Genomic DNA, 20239 nt, shown 5'->3' on the forward strand with positions numbered 1-20239 from the left:
CGATGGAATGAGCACGAGCATGATCGTCCCTCTGCCCGTAGGAGCGTCAGATGAGCACCTCGACCGCCGATCCCACCACCTGGCCCGCCACCGGAGTCGCGGAGCTCTCGGACACGGACGTCGAACGTCTCGACCAGTGGTGGCGTGCCGCCAACTACCTGTCGATCGGCCAGATCTACCTGCTCGACAACCCCCTGATGCGCCGGCCCCTGGACCGCGACCACGTCAAGCCGCGGCTCCTCGGGCACTGGGGCACGACTCCGGGCCTCAACTTCCTCTACGCCCACCTCAACCGCGTCATCCGCGAGCGTCAGCAGTCCACGGTCTACGTCGCCGGCCCCGGTCACGGCGGTCCCGGGCTCGTGGCGAACACCTACCTCGAGGGCACCTACTCGGAGATCTACACCGACGTGACCCAGGACGACGAGGGGATGCGCCGGCTGTTCAAGCAGTTCTCGTTCCCCGGGGGGATCCCCTCGCACGTGGCGCCCGAGACGCCCGGCTCGATCCACGAGGGCGGCGAGCTCGGGTACGCGCTGTCGCACGCCTACGGCGCCGCGTTCGACAACCCGGACCTGCTGGTGGCGGCGGTCGTGGGCGACGGCGAGGCGGAGACCGGCCCGCTGGCCACCAGCTGGCACTCCAACAAGTTCGTCAACCCGGCGCAGGACGGCGTCGTGCTGCCGATCCTGCACCTCAACGGCTACAAGATCGCCAACCCGACGGTGCTGGACCGCATCAGCGACGACGAGCTGCACGCCCTCATGGTCGGCTACGGGCACACGCCGTACTTCTTCACGGGCGGGTTCGACGGCGAGGACCACGCGGCGGTGCACCGCCGGTTCGCCCAGCTCCTCGACGAGGTGATGGACCACATCGCGCGGATCAAGGCGGACGCCCGGGACGCGTCGCCGGGCGAGGAGCAGCGCCCCGCGTGGCCGATGATCGTCTTCCGCACACCGAAGGGCTGGACCTGCCCGCCCGAGATCGACGGGAACAAGACCGAGGGCTCCTGGCGTGCGCACCAGGTGCCGCTCGCTAGCGCCCGCGACACGCCGGAGCACCTCGAGGTGCTCCGCGACTGGCTGGAGTCCTACCGGCCGCACGAGCTCTTCGACGACGACGGCGCGCTGCGGCCCGAGATCGCGGCGGAGGCTCCGCAGGGCGAGCTGCGCATGGGCGCCAACCCGCACGCGAACGGCGGGCTGCTGCTCAAGGACCTGCGGCTGCCCGACTTCCGCGACTTCGCCGTCGACGTCCCCGAGCCGGGGGCCGCCCTGGCTGAGTCGACCCGGGTGCTCGGCAGCTGGCTCACCGAGGTGATCCGCCGCAACCCGGAGAACTTCCGCATCTTCGGACCGGACGAGGTGGCCTCGAACCGTCTCCAGGCCGTCTACGACGTCACCGACAAGCAGTGGAACGCGGAGTACCACGGGCCCGACGTCGACCAGCACCTCGCGCGCGTCGGCCGCGTCATGGAGATGCTGAGCGAGCACCAGTGCCAGGGATGGCTGGAGGGCTACCTCCTGACGGGCCGGCACGGCCTGTTCACCAGCTACGAGGCGTTCATACACATCGTCGACTCGATGTTCAACCAGCACGCCAAGTGGCTCAAGGTCACCAACCACATCCCGTGGCGCCGGCCGATCGCGTCGCTCAACTACCTGCTGTCCAGCCACACGTGGCGCCAGGACCACAACGGCTTCTCCCACCAGGACCCGGGCTTCATCGACCACGTGGTCAACAAGAAGGCCGAGATCGTGCGGGTCTACCTGCCGCCGGACGCGAACACCCTGCTGAGCACCTACGACCACTGCCTGCGCAGCCGCCAGTACGTCAACGTGGTGGTCGCCGGCAAGCAGCCCGGACCCCAGTTCCTGTCCATGGACGCCGCGATCGCCCACTGCACGCGCGGGCTGGGCATCTGGGAGTGGGCCGGCACGGAGGTCCCGGGCGAGGACCCGGACGTGGTGCTCGGCTGCGCGGGCGACATCCCCACGCTCGAGGTCCTGGCGGCCGCCGACATCCTGCGCCGCGAGCTGCCGGACCTCAAGGTCCGCGTCGTCAACGTCGTGGACCTCATGCGGCTGCAGGACGAGCGGGAGCACCCGCACGGTCTGGCGGACAAGGACTTCGACGGGCTGTTCACGCCCGACCGGCCCGTGATCTTCAACTATCACGGCTATCCGTGGCTCATCCACCGCCTGACCTACCGCCGCAACAACCACGGCAACATCCACGTGCGCGGTTACAAGGAGGAGGGCACCACCACCACGCCGTTCGACATGGCGATGCTCAACGACATCGACCGGTACCACCTGGTGCTCGACGTCATCGACCGGGTCCCCGGGCTGGGCTCCACGGTCGCCGGCCTGCGCCAGCGGATGGTCGACGCGCGCCTCGCCGCCCGGCAGCACACCCGCGAGCACGGCGAGGACATCCCCGAGGTGCGCGACTGGGTGTGGCCCGACGCCGGGCAGACGGCCACGGAGGAGGGCGGTCCGATGTACGACGCCGGCACGGCCACCGGCGGTGACAACGAGTGAAGCACGTCCGGGAGTGACCAAGCCGACGCCCCGCAACCGGTGCGCCGTCGTCGTGCATGCGATGGAATGGGCGTGACGTCCGACGCGAGCGAACAGGCAGGCAGTGAGCACACGCAGCATCTACATCGCGTCCCCCGAGGGGGACACCGGCAAGTCGACGGTCGCGCTCGGGGTGCTCGACCTCCTGGTCCGCCAGGTCCAGCGCGTGGGCGTCTTCCGAGCGGTCTCCCGGGTCCCGGAGCGGCCGGCAGCCGACGGCGGCACGGGCGTACGTGACCACGTCCTGGAGATGATGCTCGCCCATGACGGCATCGACCTGGACTACGCGGACGCCGTCGGGGTCACCTACGACGACGTCCACGCCGACCCGGACGGGTCCCTGGCCAGAATCGTGGCGCGGTACCACGCCGTCGCCGACCGGTGCGACGCCGTCGTGGTGCTCGGCACCGACTACACGGACGTCTCGGGAGCGACCGAGCTGGCGTTCAACGCGCGGGTGGCCGCCAACCTGGACGCCCCCGTGCTGCTCGTCGTCTCCGGCCGCTCGCGCGGGATCGACGACGTCGCGACCCTGACCCGGCTCAGCGTGGCGGAGCTGCGGGCGAGCCACGCCCAGCCGATCGCCGTGGTCGTCAACCGGGCCGAGGACGCCGTGACGGACGCGCCCACCGCGGTGCGCGAAGGGATCAGCGGCGAGGACCTGCCGACCTGGGTCATCCCGGAGGAGCCGTTCCTCGGCGCGCCGACCGTGGCCCAGCTCGCCGACGCCGTCGACGGCACGCTGCTGCTCGGCGACCGTGACCTCCTGGCCCGCGAGGCCCTCGACGTGATCGTGGGCGCCATGACGTTCGAGCACATGCTCGGCCACCTCGCGGACGGCACCGTGGTCATCACGCCCGGGGACCGCACGGACGTGCTGCTCGGGCTGCTGTCGGTGCAGGCGGCGCAGCGCTTCCCGTCGCTCGCGGGGCTGATCCTCACCGGCGGGTACCGCCCGTCGGGCCGGTCCGGGCAGCTTGCGGCCGCCCTGGAGCCGCACGTGCCGATCATCGCCACCACGATGGACACCTACGAGGTGGCCGGTGTCGCGGCGCGGACCCGCGGCGCGATGACGGCGACGGCGCAGCGCAAGCACGACGTCGCCCGGGCCATGTTCGAGCAGCGGGTGGACGGCGCCGAGCTGCTCGCCCGCCTCGCCGTCGAGCGCACCCCCGTGGTCACCCCGCTCATGTTCGAGCACGAGCTGGTCGAACGGGCCCGCGGCGACCGCCGGCGCGTGGTGCTGCCCGAGGGCGGCGACGACCGCATCCTGCGTGCCGCCTCCACGGTGCTCGCCCGCGGCATCGCCGACCTGGTGATCCTCGGCGACGAGACGACGATCCGCGCCAGGGCCACCGAGCTGGGCCTCGACATCGACGCCGCCGAGGTGCTCTCCCCCACCGACGCCGAGCACGTGGAGCGGTTCGCCGCCGAGTACACCCGGCTGCGAGCGCACAAGGGCATGACCGTCGAGCGTGCGCGGGAGATCGTCACCGACGTCTCCTACTTCGGCACGATGATGGTCCACCTCGGGCTGGCCGACGGCATGGTCTCCGGGGCCGCGCACACCACCGCGCACACGATCCGTCCGTCGTTCGAGATCATCAAGACGAAGCCGGGCGTGTCCGTGGTGTCCTCGGTGTTCCTCATGTGCCTGCCCGACCGGGTGCTCGTCTACGGCGACTGCGCGGTCAACCCGGACCCGACGGCGGAGCAGCTCGCCGACATCGCGGCGTCGTCGGCGGCCACGGCCGAGCAGTTCGGCGTGCAGCCGCAGGTCGCCATGCTGTCCTACTCGACCGGCACCTCCGGCACCGGCGCTGACGTCGACAAGGTGCGGTCCGCCACGGACCTGGTGCGCGAGCGCCACCCCGAGCTGAGCGTCGAGGGCCCGATCCAGTACGACGCCGCGGTGGACGTCTCGGTCGCGGCCTCCAAGCTGCCCGAGTCGTCGGTGGCCGGGCGGGCGAGCGTCTTCATCTTCCCGGACCTCAACACGGGCAACAACACGTACAAGGCGGTGCAGCGCTCGGCCGGGGCGGTCGCCGTCGGCCCCGTCCTGCAAGGACTGAACAAGCCGGTCAACGACCTCTCCCGTGGCGCCCTGGTCCCGGACATCGTCAACACCGTGGCGATCACCGCGATCCAGGCGCAGTCCGTCGGCACCCCCTCGAACGGAGCCCGAGCATGAGCATCATCCCCGAGCCGGACCGACCCAACCCGTTCAGCGCGTACGGTGCGCACGGCTCGGTGCTCGTGCTGAACTCCGGCTCGTCGTCGCTGAAGTACCAGCTCGTCAACCCGGTCGGCGGCGAGGCGATCGCCGCGGGCACGGTCGAGCGCATCGGCGAGGCCGGTGGCGCGACGGGCATCGTGACGCACACGTTCGCGGGCAACCGCACCCGCCGTGAGCTCGAGGTGCCCGACCACGGCGAGGCGCTGCGGTTGGCCCTCGACCTGTTCGACGAGATCGGGCCACGGCTCGCCGACGCCGGCATCTACGCCGTCGGGCACCGCGTGGTGCACGGCGGGGCGGAGTTCTCCGGACCGGCCGTCGTGGACGACGACGTGGTGGACCGCATCGAGGCGCTCGTGCCGCTCGCCCCGCTGCACAACCCCGCCAACGTCCAGGGCATCCGGGTAGCACGCGAGCTGCTCGGCGACGTGCCGCACGTCGCCGTGTTCGACACGGCGTTCTTCCAGGCGCTGCCCGCCGAGGCCTACACCTACGCCATCGACCGCGACGTCGCCGCGGCGTACGACGTGCGCCGCTACGGGTTCCACGGCACCAGCCACCAGTACGTCACCGGCAAGGTGGCCCGCGTGCTGGGCCGGCGCGTGCAGGACCTCAACACGATCGTGCTGCACCTCGGCAACGGGGCCTCGGCGTCGGCCGTGCGGGGTGGCGTCCCCGTCGACACGTCCATGGGGCTGACGCCGCTCGAGGGTCTCGTCATGGGGACGCGGTCGGGCGACATCGACCCGGCCGTCGTGTTCCACCTCGCGCGCAACGCCGGGATGGACGTCGACGAGCTCGACACGCTGCTCAACAAGCGCTCCGGCATGCTCGGGCTCGCCGGCGTCAACGACTTCCGCGAGCTGCGTCGGCTCATCGACGACGGCGACGAGGACGCGGCGCTCGCCTTCGACGTCTACGTCCACCGCCTGCGCAAGTACGTGGGCGCCTACGCGGCCCTGCTGGGCCGTGTGGACGTCATCGCGTTCACCGCGGGCGTCGGGGAGAACGACCCGGTGGTGCGGGCCGCCGTCTGCGAGGGCCTCGAAGGCTTCGGGATCGCCGTCGACGCGGACCGCAACGCCGCGCGCGGTGGCGAGCGCATCGTCTCGCCGGACTGGACGTCCACGCTGGTCATGGTGATCCCGACCATGGAGGAGCTGGCGATCGCCCGTCAGTGCGTCGAGGCGGTCGACGGCCGCGAGCCGACAGCGGCGGTCACCTCCGGCTGAGCCGCTCACGCCCGGCGGTCGACCGCACGGCGCTTCGACCGGAGCCGGACGTGCGCCACCTGCGCTCAGGCGACGGCGAAGATCACCCCGGCGATCGCGAAGCCCATCACGCCGATGCCCGTCTCCATGACGGTCCAGGTGCGCAGCGTGGTGCGCACGTCCATGTCGAAGAACCGGCCGACCAGCCAGAAGCCCGAGTCGTTGACGTGGCTGAGCACGACGGACCCCGCGGCCACGGCGACCACGATCGCGGCCAGCTCGACGGAGCCGTAACCGCCCGCGGCCACGGCGGGCGCGATGAGTCCCGCAGCGGTGGTCAGCGCGACGGTCGCGGAGCCCTGGGCCACGCGCAGCACCGCGGCGATGACGAATCCGGCGACGATGACCGGCAGGCCCATGTCGCCCAGCACCTCGGCCAGGGCGTCGCCGATGCCGGAGGCGCGCAGCACGCCGCCGAACATGCCACCGGCCCCGGTGATGAGGATGACGGAAGCGACCGGCCCGAGCGCGGAGTCCAGCGTCTTCTCCAGGGCGGTGCCCTCGACCCCCCGGCGGCGGCCGAGCACCCACGCGGCCACCAGGACCGTGACGAGCAGCGCGACCGGGGTGGCGCCGACCAGGCCGGCGACCGCCACGGCCGTCGAGCCCTCGGCGACCCAGCCGGCCGACACCGCGGTCTCCAGCCCGGTGTTGGCGAAGATGAGCACCAGGGGCAGCAGCAGGATGCCGACGACGGCGCCGAAGCGCGGTGGGTTCGCGATCTGGGCGTCATCGGCGCGGCCGAGGATCTCGGGCACGGGCAGCTCGAAGCGTCGTCCGGACCACCGGCCGAACAGGTAGGCGGTGACGTACCAGGTCGGCAGCGCGGCCACGAGGCCGACGAGCAGCACCATCGCGACGTCCGCCCCGAGGAACTCGGACGCGGCCACCGGACCGGGGTGCGGGGGCACGTAGATGTGCATCACGGAGAACGCACCGGCGACCGGCAGCCCGTACAGCAGCACGGACCCGCCGAGCCGCCGAGCGACCGCGAACACGATGGGGAGCATGACGACGAGGCCGGCGTCGAAGAAGATCGGGAACCCGAACAGCAGCGAGGCGATACCGAGCGCGAGCGGTGCGCGGCGCTCCCCGAACCGGGAGACGAGCACGTCGGTGAGGACCTTGGCGCCCCCGCTGGTCTCGACGAGCCGGCCGAGCATCGCCCCGAGCCCGACGAGCAGCGCGACCGCGGCCAGCGTCGAGCCGAACCCGTCGAGCAGCACGTCGACGATGCCGCCGCTCGGCAGACCCGCGGCGACGGCGGTCAGGAGACTGACGAGGATCAGGGCGACGAACGCGTGCAGGTGGACCTTGATGATGAGGAGGAGCAGGAGCGCGACGGCGACCGCCGCGATGGCGAGCAGCGGCCCGGCCGTGAGGGTCTGGGTCCAGTCGTCGGGCGTCATGGGTGGTCCTTCCGGGTGGTCGGGCCGGAGCATCGTGCGACGACGTCGTCCACGATCTCCTCGGGCGGTGCGGCGACGTCGGCGGTCAGCCCGTCCTCGTCGTCGTCGAGGGGTTCGAGCGTGGCGAGCTGCGACGGGAGCAGCGAGGTCGGCATGAAGTGGCCCGACCGCCCGGTCATCCGTTCGGCGAGCAGCTCGGGCGACCCGTGCAGGTGCAGGAACCACACGCGGCCGCGGGCGGCGCGCAGCACGTCGCGGTAGGAGCGCTTGAGGGCGGAGCACGTGACGACGGCGGTCCGTCCGGCATCGGCCTCGTCGCTGAGCCAGTCGCGGATCGCGGCCAGCCAAGGTGCCCGGTCGGCATCGGTGAGCGGGGTGCCCGCACTCATCTTGGCGATGTTCGCCTCGGAGTGGAACTGGTCGGCCTCGGCGTACTCGACGCCGATCCGGTCGGCCAGCAGCTGGGCGATCGTGGTCTTGCCCGAGCCGGAGACCCCCATGACGACGACGTGCGTGACGGCGTCGGCCGCCGCGTCGCGGGGGTGCTGCTCGGGACTCTGTGCGGCGGGTGTGACGTCGGTGTCCATCGGTTCGACTTCCGTGTCGGCGGGTCAGTTCCACGAGGATGCACGATTGGTAGCACCATTGCAAGCGATTGGTGCTACCAATTGCGCCCGGCATCGACGTCGGTAGGCTCACCCCATGCCGCCCCCCGCCCTGCACAGCGCCGTCCTCGACGCCGTCGGCCGGGCCATCACCAGCGGCGGCATCGCCCCCGGGGCCCCGCTCACCCTCGAGTCGATCGGAACACAGCACCAGGTCTCTCGCACCGTGGCCAGGGAAGTCATGCGGATGCTCGAAGGGCTGGGGCTCGTGCGCTCCCGCCGACGGGTCGGGCTCGTCGTGCTCCCCATCGCGGAGTGGAACGTGCTCGACCCGCGGGTGATCCGCTGGCGCCTGGCCGGACCTGGCCGCGACGAGCAGCTCCGCACGCTCACCGAGCTGCGCCACGCCGTCGAGCCCCTGGCCGCCTCGGGTGCGGCGCGGCACGCGTCCCCGGCCGAGCGCGCCGAGCTCGTGGACCTCGCCGCCCGGATGCGGGTGCTCGGCGCCCGGGGCGACCTCACCGAGTTCCTCGCGCTCGACGTCCGGATGCACGAGCTGCTCCTGCGCGCGAGCGGCAACGAGATGTTCGGCGCGCTGGCCGCCGTCGTCGCCGAGGTGCTCGCCGGCCGCACCCACCTCGGCCTGATGCCCGCCGCACCCGTGCCGGAGGCGCTCGACCAGCACCAGGCCGTCGCGCACGCGGTCGCCGACGGCGACGCACCGGCTGCCGAGGCCGCGATGGCCGCGCTCGTCGGGGAGGTCCGCCGCGCTCTCGACACGGCACCGACCGGCGAGGATACGCCGTGACCGTCCTGCTCGACCCGCCGGCCTGGCCCGCGCACGGCCGCCTCTGGTCGCACCTCGTCTCCGACGAGTCGCTGCACGAGCTGCGGACGTTCGCGCGGGCAGCCGGCATCCCCGACCGCGCCTTCGACCTCGACCACTACGACGTGCCGGAGGATCGCCACGACGACCTCGTCGCCGCCGGCGCGACCCCGGTGGACGGCGGCGAGCTGGCCCGACGCCTCGCCGCCTCGCACCTGCGGGTCCCCGGCCACGAACGACGGCGGGCCAGGCGGCCGGCGCTGCGAGCCCGGTGGGAGGCGCTCTGGCCCGACGTCGGTGACCGGTCGGCGCCCGCCGCCGGTATCGCCGTCGTCGGTGAGGACCTCGTGGACCGGTGGCGTGAGCCGCACCGGGTCTACCACGGCCGCCTCCACCTGGCCGACGTCCTCGACGCCCTCGACCTCTTGGCCAGCCAGTCCGGTGCCCCCGGCCGGGAGGCGTGGCTCGCCGCCGTCGCGCTCTGGTTCCACGACGCGGTGCACGACGGCGCCACCCCGGACGACGAGGAGCGCTCCGCCGCGCTCGCCGGCAGCCACCTGGGACCGCTCGCGCAGCACGGCGCGCTGCCGGACCGGGACGTCGCCGAGGTCGGGCGGCTCGTGCGGATGACCGCCGGGCACGACCCGGACGCCGACGACCCCGCAGGCCGCCTGGTCAGCGACGTCGACCTCGCGGTCCTCGGGGGCGACCCCGGCCGCTACGCACGCTACGTGGCCCAGGTACGCGCCGAGTACGGCGACGTCGGCGACGCGGACTTCCGCGCCGGCCGCGGCGCGGTGCTCGAACAGCTGCTCACCCTGCACACGGGGCCGGGGCTGTACCGGACCCCCGCCGCACGGCACCGTTGGGCCGACGCCGCCGAGCGGAACCTGCGCGCCGAGCTCGCCCGGCTGCGCTGATCAGGGCCGGCGCAACCGTCGCATCACCCGTATCGCCTCGGTGAGGACCTTGCTGGGCACGTCCCCGCCGAGCGCGTACAGGGTGTCCATCGACAGCCCCGCGCTCAGGCCGCGCTGCGCCACGACGCTCTGCACCTCGGTGACCGCCTCGATGGCCTCCCGGCCGTGCCGTCGTCCGAGGCCGGAGGCCTTCATCCCGCCCATCGGCGCGCCCGCCGACCCCCAGGCCTGCAGGTAGCCGTCGTTGATGACGACGGTGCCCGCCTCGACCCGCGCGGCGATGCGCCGTGCCCGGGCGACGTCCCGCGACCAGAGGGAGGCGTTGAGGCCGAACTCGGTGTCGTTCATGACCCGGACGGCCTCGTCGTCGCTGGCGACGCGCGAGACCGCCACGACCGGGCCGAACGTCTCCTCGTGCAGGCAGACGGCGTCGTGAGGGACGTCGTCGAGCACGGTCGGAGCGTAGAAGTACGGGCCGACGTCGGCGCGGTGCACCCCGCCGGCCAGGGCACGCGCTCCCTTGGCCAGGGCGTCGTCGACGTGCGCGACGACCTTGGCGAGCTGTGCGCCGGAGACCAGCGAGCCGACGTCGGCCGTGTAGTCGAGGCCGGCACCGAGGGCGAGCTCGCGCACCGCCGGGACGAACCGCTCGAGGAACTCGTCGGCGATGCGCTCGTGCAGCACGAGCCGCTCGATCGACATGCAGAGCTGACCGGCGTTGGAGAAGCAGGCCCGCACCACGCCCGGCACGGCGGCGTCGAGGTCGGCGTCCGCCGCGACGTAGAGCGGGTTCTTGCCGCCCAGCTCGAGCGTCGCGCCGATGAGCCGCTCCCCCGCCCGCGCGGCGACCTTGCGCCCCGTCGCGGTGGAGCCGGTGAACGCGATGTGGTCGACGTGGTCCACGAGCGCGGACCCGACCTCGCCCCCACCGGCCACGACCTCCAGCAGGTCGTCCGGGAGGCCCGCCTCGGCGAAGAGCTCGGCGGCCCACAGCGCGGAGAGCGTCGTCTGCGGGTCCGGCTTGAGCACGACGGCGTTGCCCGCCAGCAGCGCGGGGATCGCCTCGGAGAGCGCCAGCGTGAGGGGATAGTTCCAGGGGGCGATGACACCCACGACGCCGACGGGACGCCGGTGCACCCGCGCGCCCGTCAGCACGGGCAGCGCACCCGGCACACGACGGTCGGCGAGGTAGCGCGCCCCCCGCACCACGTAGTGGCGGCAGGTCTGCGCGACGTCGGCGACCTCCTCGAAGGCGTTGCGCCGCGACTTGCCGGACTCCATCTGGATCAGGTCGAGGATCTCCGACTGCCGGTCGAGCACCAGCGTGCCGAGCCGGTCGAGCACCCGGGCGCGCTCGGCGAGCGGCCGCGCGGCCCAGTCGTGCTGGGCGGCCCGTGCCCGCTCGACGGCGCGGGCGACGTCGTCGGGACCGGAGAGCGGGACCGCAGCGAGCGGGGCGCCGGTGTACGGCAACGTGCTGCGGTGGGTGCCGGCGTCGTGGGAGGTGACGATCCTCTTGACCAGCGGGGACACGACCTCGGGTTCGAGGACGTAGGTGGACGAGGGCAGCTCTGGATCGATGAGATCGCCCAGAGCGCCGTCGCTCTCGTGCGCGGTTGCCATGGCCGACACTCTATGCGGCGCAGGTGACGGCCCCGTGAACGATGCGTCAGATGTCCGTGTCGTTCGCTCTCAGCGGGAGACGTCGAGCGTGCGCCCGAGCACGGTGCACTCGACGTCCGCATAGCCGAGCGTCGCGTAGAACCCCTGGACGGCGGCGTTCGAGGTGCGCACCATCAGGCGCACCCTGCTCGCACCGGCGTCCCGCAGCCACTCCTCCGCGGCCGTGACGAGCCGTCGGCCCAGACCCGTGCCCTGGAGCTCGGGACGCACGGCCACGTAGTAGAGCCACCCGCGGTGCCCCTCGTACCCGGCCAGCACCGAGCCGACGACGGCGGAGGTCGCGTCGAGCGCGACGAGCACCGTGGACGTGGGGTTGCGCCGCGCGTCGGCGATGTCGCGGTGAGGGTCGTTCCACGGTCGCGTCAGGTCGCAGTCGCGCCACAGCGCGACCACCTGCTCGACGTCGTCGTCCCTGATCTCCCGCAGGCGCGTCCCCGCCCCGACGGGATCGCTCACCGCGGCTGGTAGGGCGACATGACGACCTCGACCCGCTGGAACTCCTTGAGGTCCGAGTACCCGGTCGTGGCCATCGCCCGGCGCAGGGCACCGACCAGGTTCGTGGTGCCGTCCGCCTGGCGGCCCGGGCCGAAGAGGATCTCCTCGAGGGTGCCGCCCGAGCCCACCGAGACCCGCTCGCCGCGCGGGAGCTGCGAGTGGTGCGCCTCGGGGCCCCAGTGCCAGCCCCGGCCGGGCGCCTCGGACGCCCTCGCGAGCGCCGCGCCGAGCATGACCGCGTCGGCGCCGCACGCCACGGCCTTGACGATGTCGCCCGAGTGGCCCACCCCGCCGTCGGCGATGACGTGCACGTACCGGCCGCCGGACTCGTCGAGGTAGTCGCGTCGTGCGGCCGCGACGTCGGACACCGCGGTCGCCATCGGCGCGTGGATGCCCAGGCTGACGCGGGTGGTGTGGGCCGCCCCGCCGCCGAAGCCGACGAGCACGCCCGCAGCACCGGTGCGCATCAGGTGCAGCGCCGCGGTGTAGGTCGAGGCACCGCCGACGACGACGGGCACGTCGAGCTCGTAGATGAACCGCTTGAGGTTCAAGGGCTCGGCGTTGCCGGAGACGTGCTCCGCGGAGACGGTGGTGCCGCGGATGACGAACAGGTCGACCCCGGCGTCCACGACCGTCTGGTAGTGCTCCTGGGTGCGCTGGGGGGACAGCGCGCCGGCGACCGTCACACCCGCCGCGCGGACCTCCTTGAGGCGCTGCGTGATGAGCTCCGGCTTGATCGGCTCGGCGTAGATCTCCTGCATGCGGCGCGTCGCCTGGTCGGCGGGCAGCTCGCAGATCTCGGCGAGGAGCGTCTCCGGCGACTCGTACCGCGTCCACAGGCCCTCGAGGTCGAGGACGCCGAGCCCACCGAAGCGGCCCAGCGCGACCGCGGTGTCCGGGCTCATCACCGAGTCCATCGGCGCGGCCATGATCGGCAGGTCGAAGTGGTAGGCGTCGATCTGCCACTCCGTGGAGACGTCCTTCGGGTCGCGCGTCCGGCGCGAGGGCACCACCGCGACGTCGTCGAAGGAGTACGCGCGGCGACCGCGCTTGCCACGTCCGATCTCGATCTCGTTGCTCACCCCGCAAGCGTACCGGGCACCGCGGGCGGGCTCCGGACGGTTGCCGGTGGCTGTCGGTGGCTGGTGGCATCGTCAGCGGCGAGGACACGAGGGAAGGAGTCCGGAATGGACGACACCGCCTGGACCGGTGGCCCGCTGCTCGGTTTCGACACCGAGACCACCGGGGTGGACGTGCACACCGACCGCATCGTCACCGCTGCGGTCGTGCTGCGCACGGCGACCACGACGGACGTGCGCACCTGGATGATCGACCCCGGGGTCGAGATCCCCGCCGAGGCCGCGGCCATCCACGGCGTGACCACGGAGCACGCCCGCGCCCACGGGGTGCCGCCCCGCCAGGCCCTCGCCGAGATCGCAGCGGTCCTCGCCGAGCACACCCGCGCCGGGGTACCCGTCGTGGCGTACAACGCGGCGTTCGACCTGACGCTCCTGGACGCCGAGCTGGCGCGCCACGGGCTCACCACGCTCCCCGAGCTGCTCGGCCGGCCCGTGTCCCCCGTCCTGGACCCGTTGGTCATCGACCGGTGGCAGGACCGCTACCGCCGCGGCAAGCGGCGCCTCGGCGACCTGGTCGAGCTGTACGGCATCACCGGGGAGGGCGAGCTGCACAGCGCGGACGTCGACGTCCTGGCGACCCTCGACGTGCTCGACGCCCAGCTGCACCGCTACCCGGAGCTCCGGGCGGTCGCCCTGGACGCCCTGCACTCGGCCCAGCAGGACGCCCACCGCCGGTGGGCGACGAGCTTCAACGAGTGGCGACGCACGAAGGGCCTCGACGGCCCGGGAGCCTCGACGGCGTGGCCGGTCGAGCCTCCCGCGGCCGGCTGAGACAGGTCAGGAGACCTTGTAGTTGGGTGCCTCGACGGTCATCACGATGTCGTGCGGGTGGGACTCCTTGAGGGAGGCCGACGTGATCCGCACGAACCGCCCGTTGGCCTGCAGCTCCGGCACGGTGCGGGCACCGACGTAGAACATCGTCTGGTGCAGGCCGCCCACGAGCTGGTGCGCCACCGTGGCGAGCGTCCCCTTGTAGGGCACCTGGCCCTCGACGCCCTCGGGGACGATCATGTCGTCGCTGGCGATCTCGGCCTGGAAGTACCGGTCCTTGGAGTAGGACTTCTTCCCGCGCGAGGACATGGCCCCCATCGAACCCATCCCGCGGTAGGCCTTGAACTGCTTGCCGTTGACGAGGATCTGGTCGCCCGGCGCCTCCTCGGTGCCCGCGAGCATAGACCCGAGCATCACGGCCTCCGCCCCGGCGACGATGGCCTTGCCGATCTCGCCGGAGTGGCGCATGCCGCCGTCGGCGATGACCGGGACGCCGGCCGCGCGCGCCGCCAGCGACGCCTCGTGCACGGCGGTGATCTGCGGGACGCCGACGCCGGTCACGACGCGGGTGGTGCAGATGGAGCCCGGGCCCACGCCAACCTTGATGGCGTCCGCGCCCGCGTCGACGAACGACTGCGCGCCCTCCTTGGTCGCGACGTTGCCGCCGATGACCTGGACGTCCTTGGTGGCGGGGTCGGTCTTGAGGCGACGGACCATGTCGATCAGCATCCGCACGTTGCCGTGGGCGGTGTCCGCGACGAGCACGTCGACCCCGGCGTCGATGAGGGTGGTCGCACGCTCCCAGGCGTCACCGAAGTAGCCGATGGCCGCGCCGACCATGAGCCGGCCCTGCCCGTCCTTGGACGCGTCCGGGAACTGCTCCGACTTCACGAAGTCCTTGACGGTGATCAGCCCGGCGAGGCGGCCGTCGTCGTCGACGAGCGGCAGCCGCTCGAGCTTGTGCTTGCGCAGCAGCGCCGTGGCGTCGTCCCGGGAGATCCCGGCACGGCCGGTGATCAGCGGCTGCGGCGTCATCACCTCGGAGACCGTGGTGGTGGCCCACTCGGCCACGGGGGTGAAGCGCAGGTCGCGGTTGGTCACGATCCCGACGAGCCGGCCGGCGCCGTCCAGCACCGGGAAGCCGGAGACGCGGTACTGCCCCGCCCGCTCGTCGAGCTGCTCGAGCGTGGCGTCGGGCCCGATGGTCACGGGGTTGGAGATGATGCCCGTCTGGGTGCGCTTGACCAGGTCCACCTGGTACGCCTGGTCGGCGATCGACAGGTTCCGGTGCAGGACGCCGAGGCCGCCCTGACGCGCCATCGCGATCGCCATGCGCGACTCGGTGACGGTGTCCATCGCGGCCGAGACGAGCGGGACCTTCAGCGAGATCTCCCGCGTCAGGCGGGACGTCGTGTCGATGTCCGTGGGAGCGAGGTCCGAGTACCCCGGCAGCAGCAGGACGTCGTCGTAGGTGAGGCCGAGGAATCCGAACGGGTCGTGCGCTGGCGAGGTCGTCGTCTCCGTCATGTCACGAGTCTACGGCGCACCCCGAGGCCCGCGGAGGTGCGGTCCGTCACGCAGGACGGGCCGCCGGCTCCGGGTGTCCGCGCTCAGGTGGAGACCACGGCGAGCACCTCGTGCAGCAGGCCCGTGAAGGACCGCACGCGCTGCACCTGCGCGGCGAGGGGGATCTCGGTCGCGACGTCGTCGCGGCGGAGCCCGACGAAGATCGGCAGGTCGGGGAACCCCTCGTGCACCGCGTGGACGACGTCGATGTCCGGCCGCCGCTGGGTCGTCGCCAGGACCAGGGCGGCGGGGCGCACCATCGTCACCAGCTCGAGGGAGCGCCGGGTGCTCGCGGGGCCGGTGACGATCCGTGCCGTCTTCCCCTTGGCGGTCAGGGCGGCTGCCAGCGCGTGCGCGGAGAGCGGCACGGCCTCGTCGGGCGCCGCGAAGATGAGGACGATGTTGCGCATCCGGCTCGGGTGGTTGGCCGGCGGCCCGCCGTTCTGCACCACCGCCTGCTCGAAGGCCTCGGTGAAGGACCGCAGGGCGTGCAGGGCGGCGGTGGCGAGCACGACCTCCGGCACGGCCCCCGGACCGGCGAGCACGGTTCGCTCGGCGACCCGGCTCCAGGCCGGCTCGAGGAGGTTCGCCCACCAGACGGCGGGATCGCCCTGGGCGGGGATCCGCAGCAGGTCGTCGCAGCGGCCCTGGTCGTAGGCGAGCGCCGCGTCGACGACGGCGGACACCTTGCCCGACGCGTTCTGACCCGCGCCGTGGCCCGGCGCGGCGTGCGCGCCCTGCCCCCCGCCGGGGAGCGCGCGCAGGTGCGCCCGGCCGGGTCGTCCGGCGCTCTCGCCGTCCTCGCGCACGGGGGGCGCCTCCGGTTCGGAGCTGCTCTCCGGGGGCACCGGCGGGCCGGACCTCTGCGCCTCGTCGAGCTCCTCGACGTCGGCCTCGAGCGCCGCCTGGGCAGCGTCGACGGGCGCGACGCCCTCGAGCGTGAGGCGGCGCATGACGAGCAGCCGGGCGACGTCGTCGGGGGTGTACCGCCGGTGCGAGCCGGCCGTACGGTCGGAGGGGCCGAGCCCGTACCGCCTGTCCCAGGTCCGCAGCGTCGCCGGGGCCACGCCGAGACGGCGTGCGACGGCTGCGACAGCCAGCCCGGGGCCTGACGGGCGTGACCCGCCCGAGTCCTGGGCCGGTCGCGAGGTGGTCATGCCTCGATTCTGCCAGTGCTGCGCGTGACCGCCACCGCGGCCTGCGGCGCGTCACGATCCCGGCGAGGATCCCCGACCGAAACGAGTCACTCGTTTCACGAAACCGGTTCACGACCTGGTCAGCCCCACATCGAACACCCAGCGTGCCCAACTTGCTCCAGCCCCTTGAACAACTTCTGCACAACTTGTAGGTTGTTCGCCATGACGGAGATCTCGAGACTGCCTGGGCCAGTCATGGAGTTGTGGGAGTGGCAGTACCAGGGCGCGTGCCGCGACGCGGACGACACCCTGTTCTTCCACCCCGAGGGTGAGCGCGGGTCGACCCGGCGGCGACGTGCGGAGGCCGCGAAGGCCATCTGCCACTCGTGCCCGGTGATGATGCAGTGCCGCGAGCAGTCGCTGCGGGTCCGCGAGCCGTACGGCGTCTGGGGCGGGCTCAGCGAGGACGAGCGCACCGCCGCGCTGGCCGGCCGCGACCGCAAGGCCGGCTGAGACTCCCCCCCACGAACACGACGAGGCCCCGCATCACGGATGATGCGGGGCCTCGTACGTCAGCGTCGAGAGCTGGGGATCAGCTCACGACGACGGCGAGGATGTCGCGCGCGGAGAGCACCAGGTACTCCTCGCCCGCGTACTTGACCTCGGTGCCGCCGTACTTGCTGTAGATGACCTTGTCGCCGACCTTCACGTCGACCGGGACGCGGTTGCCCTGGTCGTCGAAACGGCCGTCGCCGACCGCCAGGACCTCGCCCTCCTGGGGCTTCTCCTTGGCGGTGTCCGGGATGACCAGGCCGGAAGCGGTCGTGGTCTCGGCCTCGACGGCCTTGACGACGATCCGGTCCTCGAGCGGCTTGATGGGGACCGACACGTCGGACCTCCTTGTTCGCGATGACTAGCTGGACTGGGACGCACCCTGTCGCTGGCCGTCGTCGCGGGTGCCGGCTCAGCGTGAGCGCTGGGACCAAATCTAGGCAGCCGTTAGCACTCTGACAAGTCGAGTGCCAAGATTCCTCCCACGGCGCACCGGCGCACGGCCGCCCCCGCTCCTGAGACGATGACCCCATGGACGCGGCCTCCCTCACCAAGCTGCTCAGCCCCGAGGGCTGGGCGCTGCTCAACGCCCTGCCACCGTACGACGAGCACCAGGCGATGGTGCTGGCCACCCGGCTGCGCTCCGAGGGTGTCGACCCCGACCTCGCCGCTGCGGCCCTCACCCAGTCGCGGCTCCGCGCCCGCGCCCGCGGCAAGCTCGGGTCCTTCGCGGACGGCATGCTCCTCACCTCCGCCGGCCTCGAGCAGGCCACCCGCCTCCTCGTCGCTGCGCAGCACGCCCGCCGCTACCTCGCCGCGGGTGTCACCAAGGTCGCCGACCTCACCTGCGGCATCGGCGCGGACGCCCTCGCCTTCGCCGGCGTGGGCCTCGACGTCCTGGCCACCGACGTGGACGAGGTCACCGCCGCCCTGGCCACGGTCAACCTGCGCGCCTTCCCCGAGGCGACGGTCCGGCACGCCGACGGGCTCGGTCTCGACCTCGCCGGCGAGGGTGTCGACGGCGTGTACGCCGACCCCGCCCGCCGCACCCGGGGCGGGCGGCGCATCTTCGACCCCGCCGCCTACGCACCGCCGCTCGATGCCGTGTGGGCCCTGCGCGCCCAGGTGCCGGCGCTCGGCATCAAGGTCGGCCCCGGCATCCCGCACCACGGCCTCCCGGACGACGCCGAGACCCAGTGGGTCTCCGTCGACGGCGACGTCGTCGAGGCCGGGCTCTGGTTCGGCCCCCTCGCACCCGACGGTCCCGGCCGCTCGGCGCACGTCCTGCGCACCGGCACCGCAGCAGCGGCCGACGGCGGCACACCCGGCGCGACCGACGGTTCGGGCACGGTGGAACGCACCCTGCGCACCGGACCGCAGGACGCCGACCTGGTGCCCGACGTCGGGGCGGTCGGTGCCTACCTGTACGAGCCGGACGGCGCCGTCGTCCGCGCCGGGCTCGTCGCGCACGCGGCGGCCGAGCTCGGCGGCCGGCTCGTCGACCGCACCATCGCGTACGTCACCACCGATGCCCTCGGCCCCGCGCCGCCGTCGGGCACCGCTCCCCTCGCCACCGGCTACCGGGTGCTGGACGTCATGCCGTTCAACCTCAAGAAGCTCAAGGCGTACCTGCGCGAGCGCGGCGTCGGGCGGCTGACCGTCAAGAAGCGCGGCACCGCCGTCACCCCCGAGCAGCTCCGCTCGCAACTCGCACTCAAGGGTGACGCGGCCGCCACCCTCGTCCTGACGCGCGTGGCCGGGCGCCAGCACGTGCTCGTCGTCGAGCCGCTCGCCACCGGTTGGTAGGACCCCGGCAGCCACCCCCGTGGCATGGAAGCATGGCCCCATGTCGCTGGACTTCGCGCCGTCCCGCCGCTCGAGCGTCGGCCTCGAGTGGGAGCTGGCGCTCGTCGACGCCGACTCCGGCAACCTGCGCCAGGTCGCGCCCGCCGTGATGGCGGCGCTCGGCCCCGACGAGCGGGCACGCTTCGTCAAGCCGGAGTTCCTGCGCAACACCCTCGAGGTCGTCTCGGACGTGTGCGACACGGTCGGGGCCGCCATCGTCGACCTGGAAGCCGGGATCGCCGCGATCCGGGACGTCGTCGAACCGATGCGGGTCGAGATCATGGGCGCCGGCACCCACCCGTTCGCGCACTGGTCGCAGCAGCAGGTCACCGACAAGCAGCGGTACGCCACCGTCGTCGACCGCACCCAGGTGTGGGGACGCCAGCAGGTCGTCTACGGCGTGCACGTGCACGTCGGGATCGAGGACCGCGCCAAGGTCCTGCCGATCGTGCGGTCACTGATGGTCTACGTCGCCCACCTGCAGGCGCTGTCGGCCTCGTCGCCCTACTGGGGCGCCGACGACACCGGGTACGCCTCCATGCGCGCGCTGATCTTCCAACAGCTGCCCACCGCCGGCCTGCCGTACCAGTTTTCCGAGTGGAGCCAGCTCGAGCAGTACGTGGACGACATGCTCAAGACCGGGGTCATCGACGACTTCACCGAGGTCCGCTGGGACGTGCGGCCCGCGCCCCACTTCGGCACCGTCGAGGTGCGGGTCTGCGACGGCACGTCCAACGTGCTCGAGCTGGCGGCGCTCGGGGCGCTCGTGCACTGCCTCGTCGAGCACTTCTCCACGCTGCTCGACGAGGGCCGGCCGCTGCCCGTCATGCCCCGCTGGTTCGTCCACGAGAACAAGTGGCGTGCCGCGCGGTACGGCATGGACGCGATCATCATCCTGGACGCCGACGGCAACGAAGAGCTGATCACCGACGCGCTGCCGCGGCTGCTCGACGAGCTCGCTCCGGTCGCCGCCCGGCTCGGCTGCTCCGCCGAGCTGGACGGCATCCACGAGATCCTGCGGGCGGGCGCCTCCTACCAGCGCCAGCGCGCCGTCGCCGCCGCGCACGGCGGCGGGCAGGCCGGGCTCGAGGCCGTGGTGCGGTCGCTGGTCGGCGAGCTGCGGGCGGGGCGACCGCTGCCCCTCGGCTGACGGCCGCCTGGGCGCTTGGAAATGCGCCGTCAGCAGATTCGGCCCCTTCA

At 72.8% G+C, this 20239-nt stretch carries 17 protein-coding genes; 9 read left to right on the forward strand and 8 right to left on the reverse strand.

From position 1 onward, the window contains the following. The first annotated feature begins 50 nt into the window (after nucleotides 1-50). From ACH5HR_RS13245 to ACH5HR_RS13255, 3 genes are all read left to right on the forward strand, one after another. On the forward strand, nucleotides 51-2546 hold the full coding sequence (locus ACH5HR_RS13245) for a phosphoketolase family protein (protein ID WP_402372348.1): 2496 nt from the start codon (nucleotides 51-53) through the stop codon (nucleotides 2544-2546). A gap of 103 nt (nucleotides 2547-2649) precedes the next feature. Continuing rightward, nucleotides 2650-4776, forward strand: a complete 2127-nt coding sequence (gene pta, locus ACH5HR_RS13250; protein WP_402372350.1) for a phosphate acetyltransferase — start codon at nucleotides 2650-2652, stop codon at nucleotides 4774-4776. Then, a complete protein-coding gene (locus ACH5HR_RS13255; protein ID WP_416478277.1) occupies nucleotides 4773-6053 on the forward strand; it encodes an acetate/propionate family kinase in 1281 nt (426 codons plus the stop codon). The genes pta and ACH5HR_RS13255 overlap by 4 nt, the downstream gene beginning before the upstream one ends. Nucleotides 6054-6118: 65 nt before the next feature. Here the strand turns inward: ACH5HR_RS13255 and ACH5HR_RS13260 are convergent, their stop codons facing one another. After that, nucleotides 6119-7501: a GntP family permease gene (locus tag ACH5HR_RS13260; RefSeq protein ID WP_402372355.1), complete on the reverse strand. Its 1383-nt coding sequence runs from the start codon at nucleotides 7499-7501 to the stop codon at nucleotides 6119-6121. Further along, nucleotides 7498-8088 carry a gluconokinase gene (locus ACH5HR_RS13265; RefSeq protein WP_416478278.1) on the reverse strand — a complete coding sequence of 197 codons (591 nt, stop codon included), beginning with the start codon at nucleotides 8086-8088 and terminating at the stop codon, nucleotides 7498-7500. The genes ACH5HR_RS13260 and ACH5HR_RS13265 overlap by 4 nt, the downstream gene beginning before the upstream one ends. Before the next feature lie 115 nt (nucleotides 8089-8203). Between ACH5HR_RS13265 and ACH5HR_RS13270 the strand changes: the two genes are divergently transcribed. Both ACH5HR_RS13270 and ACH5HR_RS13275 read left to right on the forward strand, forming a co-directional pair. After that, nucleotides 8204-8914, forward strand: a complete 711-nt coding sequence (locus ACH5HR_RS13270; RefSeq protein WP_416478280.1) for a FadR/GntR family transcriptional regulator — start codon at nucleotides 8204-8206, stop codon at nucleotides 8912-8914. Further along, nucleotides 8911-9852 carry a DUF4031 domain-containing protein gene (locus tag ACH5HR_RS13275; protein ID WP_416478282.1) on the forward strand — a complete coding sequence of 314 codons (942 nt, stop codon included), beginning with the start codon at nucleotides 8911-8913 and terminating at the stop codon, nucleotides 9850-9852. Before ACH5HR_RS13270 ends, ACH5HR_RS13275 begins: the two co-directional genes overlap by 4 nt. Here the strand turns inward: ACH5HR_RS13275 and ACH5HR_RS13280 are convergent, their stop codons facing one another. From ACH5HR_RS13280 to ACH5HR_RS13290, 3 genes are all read right to left on the reverse strand, one after another. Further along, a complete protein-coding gene (locus ACH5HR_RS13280) occupies nucleotides 9853-11475 on the reverse strand; it encodes a succinic semialdehyde dehydrogenase (protein WP_416478283.1) in 1623 nt (540 codons plus the stop codon). It abuts the gene before it with no gap. 69 nt (nucleotides 11476-11544) lie between these two features. Then, nucleotides 11545-11991, reverse strand: a complete 447-nt coding sequence (locus ACH5HR_RS13285; RefSeq protein WP_402372366.1) for a GNAT family acetyltransferase — start codon at nucleotides 11989-11991, stop codon at nucleotides 11545-11547. Beyond that, the gene (locus ACH5HR_RS13290; protein ID WP_402372369.1) at nucleotides 11988-13112 is read right to left on the reverse strand and encodes a GuaB3 family IMP dehydrogenase-related protein; all 1125 of its coding nucleotides are present in this window, start codon (nucleotides 13110-13112) and stop codon (nucleotides 11988-11990) included. The genes ACH5HR_RS13285 and ACH5HR_RS13290 overlap by 4 nt, the downstream gene beginning before the upstream one ends. Nucleotides 13113-13217: 105 nt before the next feature. Here ACH5HR_RS13290 and ACH5HR_RS13295 point away from each other — a divergent pair, with 105 nt between their 5' ends. Further along, the gene (locus ACH5HR_RS13295) at nucleotides 13218-13940 is read left to right on the forward strand and encodes an exonuclease domain-containing protein (protein ID WP_402372371.1); all 723 of its coding nucleotides are present in this window, start codon (nucleotides 13218-13220) and stop codon (nucleotides 13938-13940) included. Nucleotides 13941-13946: 6 nt separating this feature from the next. Here ACH5HR_RS13295 and guaB read toward each other — a convergent pair whose 3' ends face one another. Together guaB and ACH5HR_RS13305 are read right to left on the reverse strand one after the other, a co-directional pair. Further along, entirely contained in the window at nucleotides 13947-15467 is a 1521-nt protein-coding gene (gene guaB / locus ACH5HR_RS13300; RefSeq protein ID WP_402372373.1) for an IMP dehydrogenase, read from the reverse strand. A gap of 83 nt (nucleotides 15468-15550) precedes the next feature. Further along, the gene (locus tag ACH5HR_RS13305; RefSeq protein ID WP_416478287.1) at nucleotides 15551-16663 is read right to left on the reverse strand and encodes a MerR family transcriptional regulator; all 1113 of its coding nucleotides are present in this window, start codon (nucleotides 16661-16663) and stop codon (nucleotides 15551-15553) included. Between the two features lie 201 nt (nucleotides 16664-16864). Here ACH5HR_RS13305 and ACH5HR_RS13310 point away from each other — a divergent pair, with 201 nt between their 5' ends. Then, nucleotides 16865-17155 (forward strand): WhiB family transcriptional regulator, encoded by a 291-nt coding sequence (locus tag ACH5HR_RS13310; RefSeq protein WP_402372377.1) that lies wholly within the window; start codon nucleotides 16865-16867, stop codon nucleotides 17153-17155. Between the two features lie 79 nt (nucleotides 17156-17234). Here the strand turns inward: ACH5HR_RS13310 and groES are convergent, their stop codons facing one another. Continuing rightward, a complete protein-coding gene (groES, locus tag ACH5HR_RS13315) occupies nucleotides 17235-17531 on the reverse strand; it encodes a co-chaperone GroES (protein ID WP_106267193.1) in 297 nt (98 codons plus the stop codon). Nucleotides 17532-17725: 194 nt separating this feature from the next. Here groES and ACH5HR_RS13320 point away from each other — a divergent pair, with 194 nt between their 5' ends. Both ACH5HR_RS13320 and ACH5HR_RS13325 read left to right on the forward strand, forming a co-directional pair. Beyond that, entirely contained in the window at nucleotides 17726-19000 is a 1275-nt protein-coding gene (locus tag ACH5HR_RS13320; protein ID WP_402372379.1) for a class I SAM-dependent methyltransferase, read from the forward strand. A gap of 40 nt (nucleotides 19001-19040) precedes the next feature. Further along, entirely contained in the window at nucleotides 19041-20189 is a 1149-nt protein-coding gene (locus ACH5HR_RS13325; protein WP_402372382.1) for a glutamate--cysteine ligase, read from the forward strand. Nucleotides 20190-20239: the final 50 nt, after the last annotated feature.

The sequence above is a fragment of the Isoptericola maris genome (assembly GCF_048065335.1).
GTDB lineage: Bacteria > Actinomycetota > Actinomycetes > Actinomycetales > Cellulomonadaceae > Isoptericola > Isoptericola rhizosphaerae.

What these genes read in the sequence shown, in the direction of transcription:
- ACH5HR_RS13245 (WP_402372348.1), top strand. Translation starts at nt 51, where the DNA reads ATGAGCACCTCGACCGCCGATCCCACCACCTGGCCCGCCACCGGAGTC.
- ACH5HR_RS13255 (WP_416478277.1), top strand. Translation starts at nt 4,773, where the DNA reads ATGAGCATCATCCCCGAGCCGGACCGACCCAACCCGTTCAGCGCGTAC.
- ACH5HR_RS13260 (WP_402372355.1), bottom strand. Translation starts at nt 7,501, where the DNA reads ATGACGCCCGACGACTGGACCCAGACCCTCACGGCCGGGCCGCTGCTC.
- ACH5HR_RS13265 (WP_416478278.1), bottom strand. Translation starts at nt 8,088, where the DNA reads ATGGACACCGACGTCACACCCGCCGCACAGAGTCCCGAGCAGCACCCC.
- ACH5HR_RS13270 (WP_416478280.1), top strand. Translation starts at nt 8,204, where the DNA reads ATGCCGCCCCCCGCCCTGCACAGCGCCGTCCTCGACGCCGTCGGCCGG.
- ACH5HR_RS13280 (WP_416478283.1), bottom strand. Translation starts at nt 11,475, where the DNA reads ATGGCAACCGCGCACGAGAGCGACGGCGCTCTGGGCGATCTCATCGAT.
- ACH5HR_RS13295 (WP_402372371.1), top strand. Translation starts at nt 13,218, where the DNA reads ATGGACGACACCGCCTGGACCGGTGGCCCGCTGCTCGGTTTCGACACC.
- guaB (WP_402372373.1), bottom strand. Translation starts at nt 15,467, where the DNA reads ATGACGGAGACGACGACCTCGCCAGCGCACGACCCGTTCGGATTCCTC.
- ACH5HR_RS13305 (WP_416478287.1), bottom strand. Translation starts at nt 16,663, where the DNA reads ATGACCACCTCGCGACCGGCCCAGGACTCGGGCGGGTCACGCCCGTCA.
- ACH5HR_RS13310 (WP_402372377.1), top strand. Translation starts at nt 16,865, where the DNA reads ATGACGGAGATCTCGAGACTGCCTGGGCCAGTCATGGAGTTGTGGGAG.
- ACH5HR_RS13320 (WP_402372379.1), top strand. Translation starts at nt 17,726, where the DNA reads ATGGACGCGGCCTCCCTCACCAAGCTGCTCAGCCCCGAGGGCTGGGCG.
- ACH5HR_RS13325 (WP_402372382.1), top strand. Translation starts at nt 19,041, where the DNA reads ATGTCGCTGGACTTCGCGCCGTCCCGCCGCTCGAGCGTCGGCCTCGAG.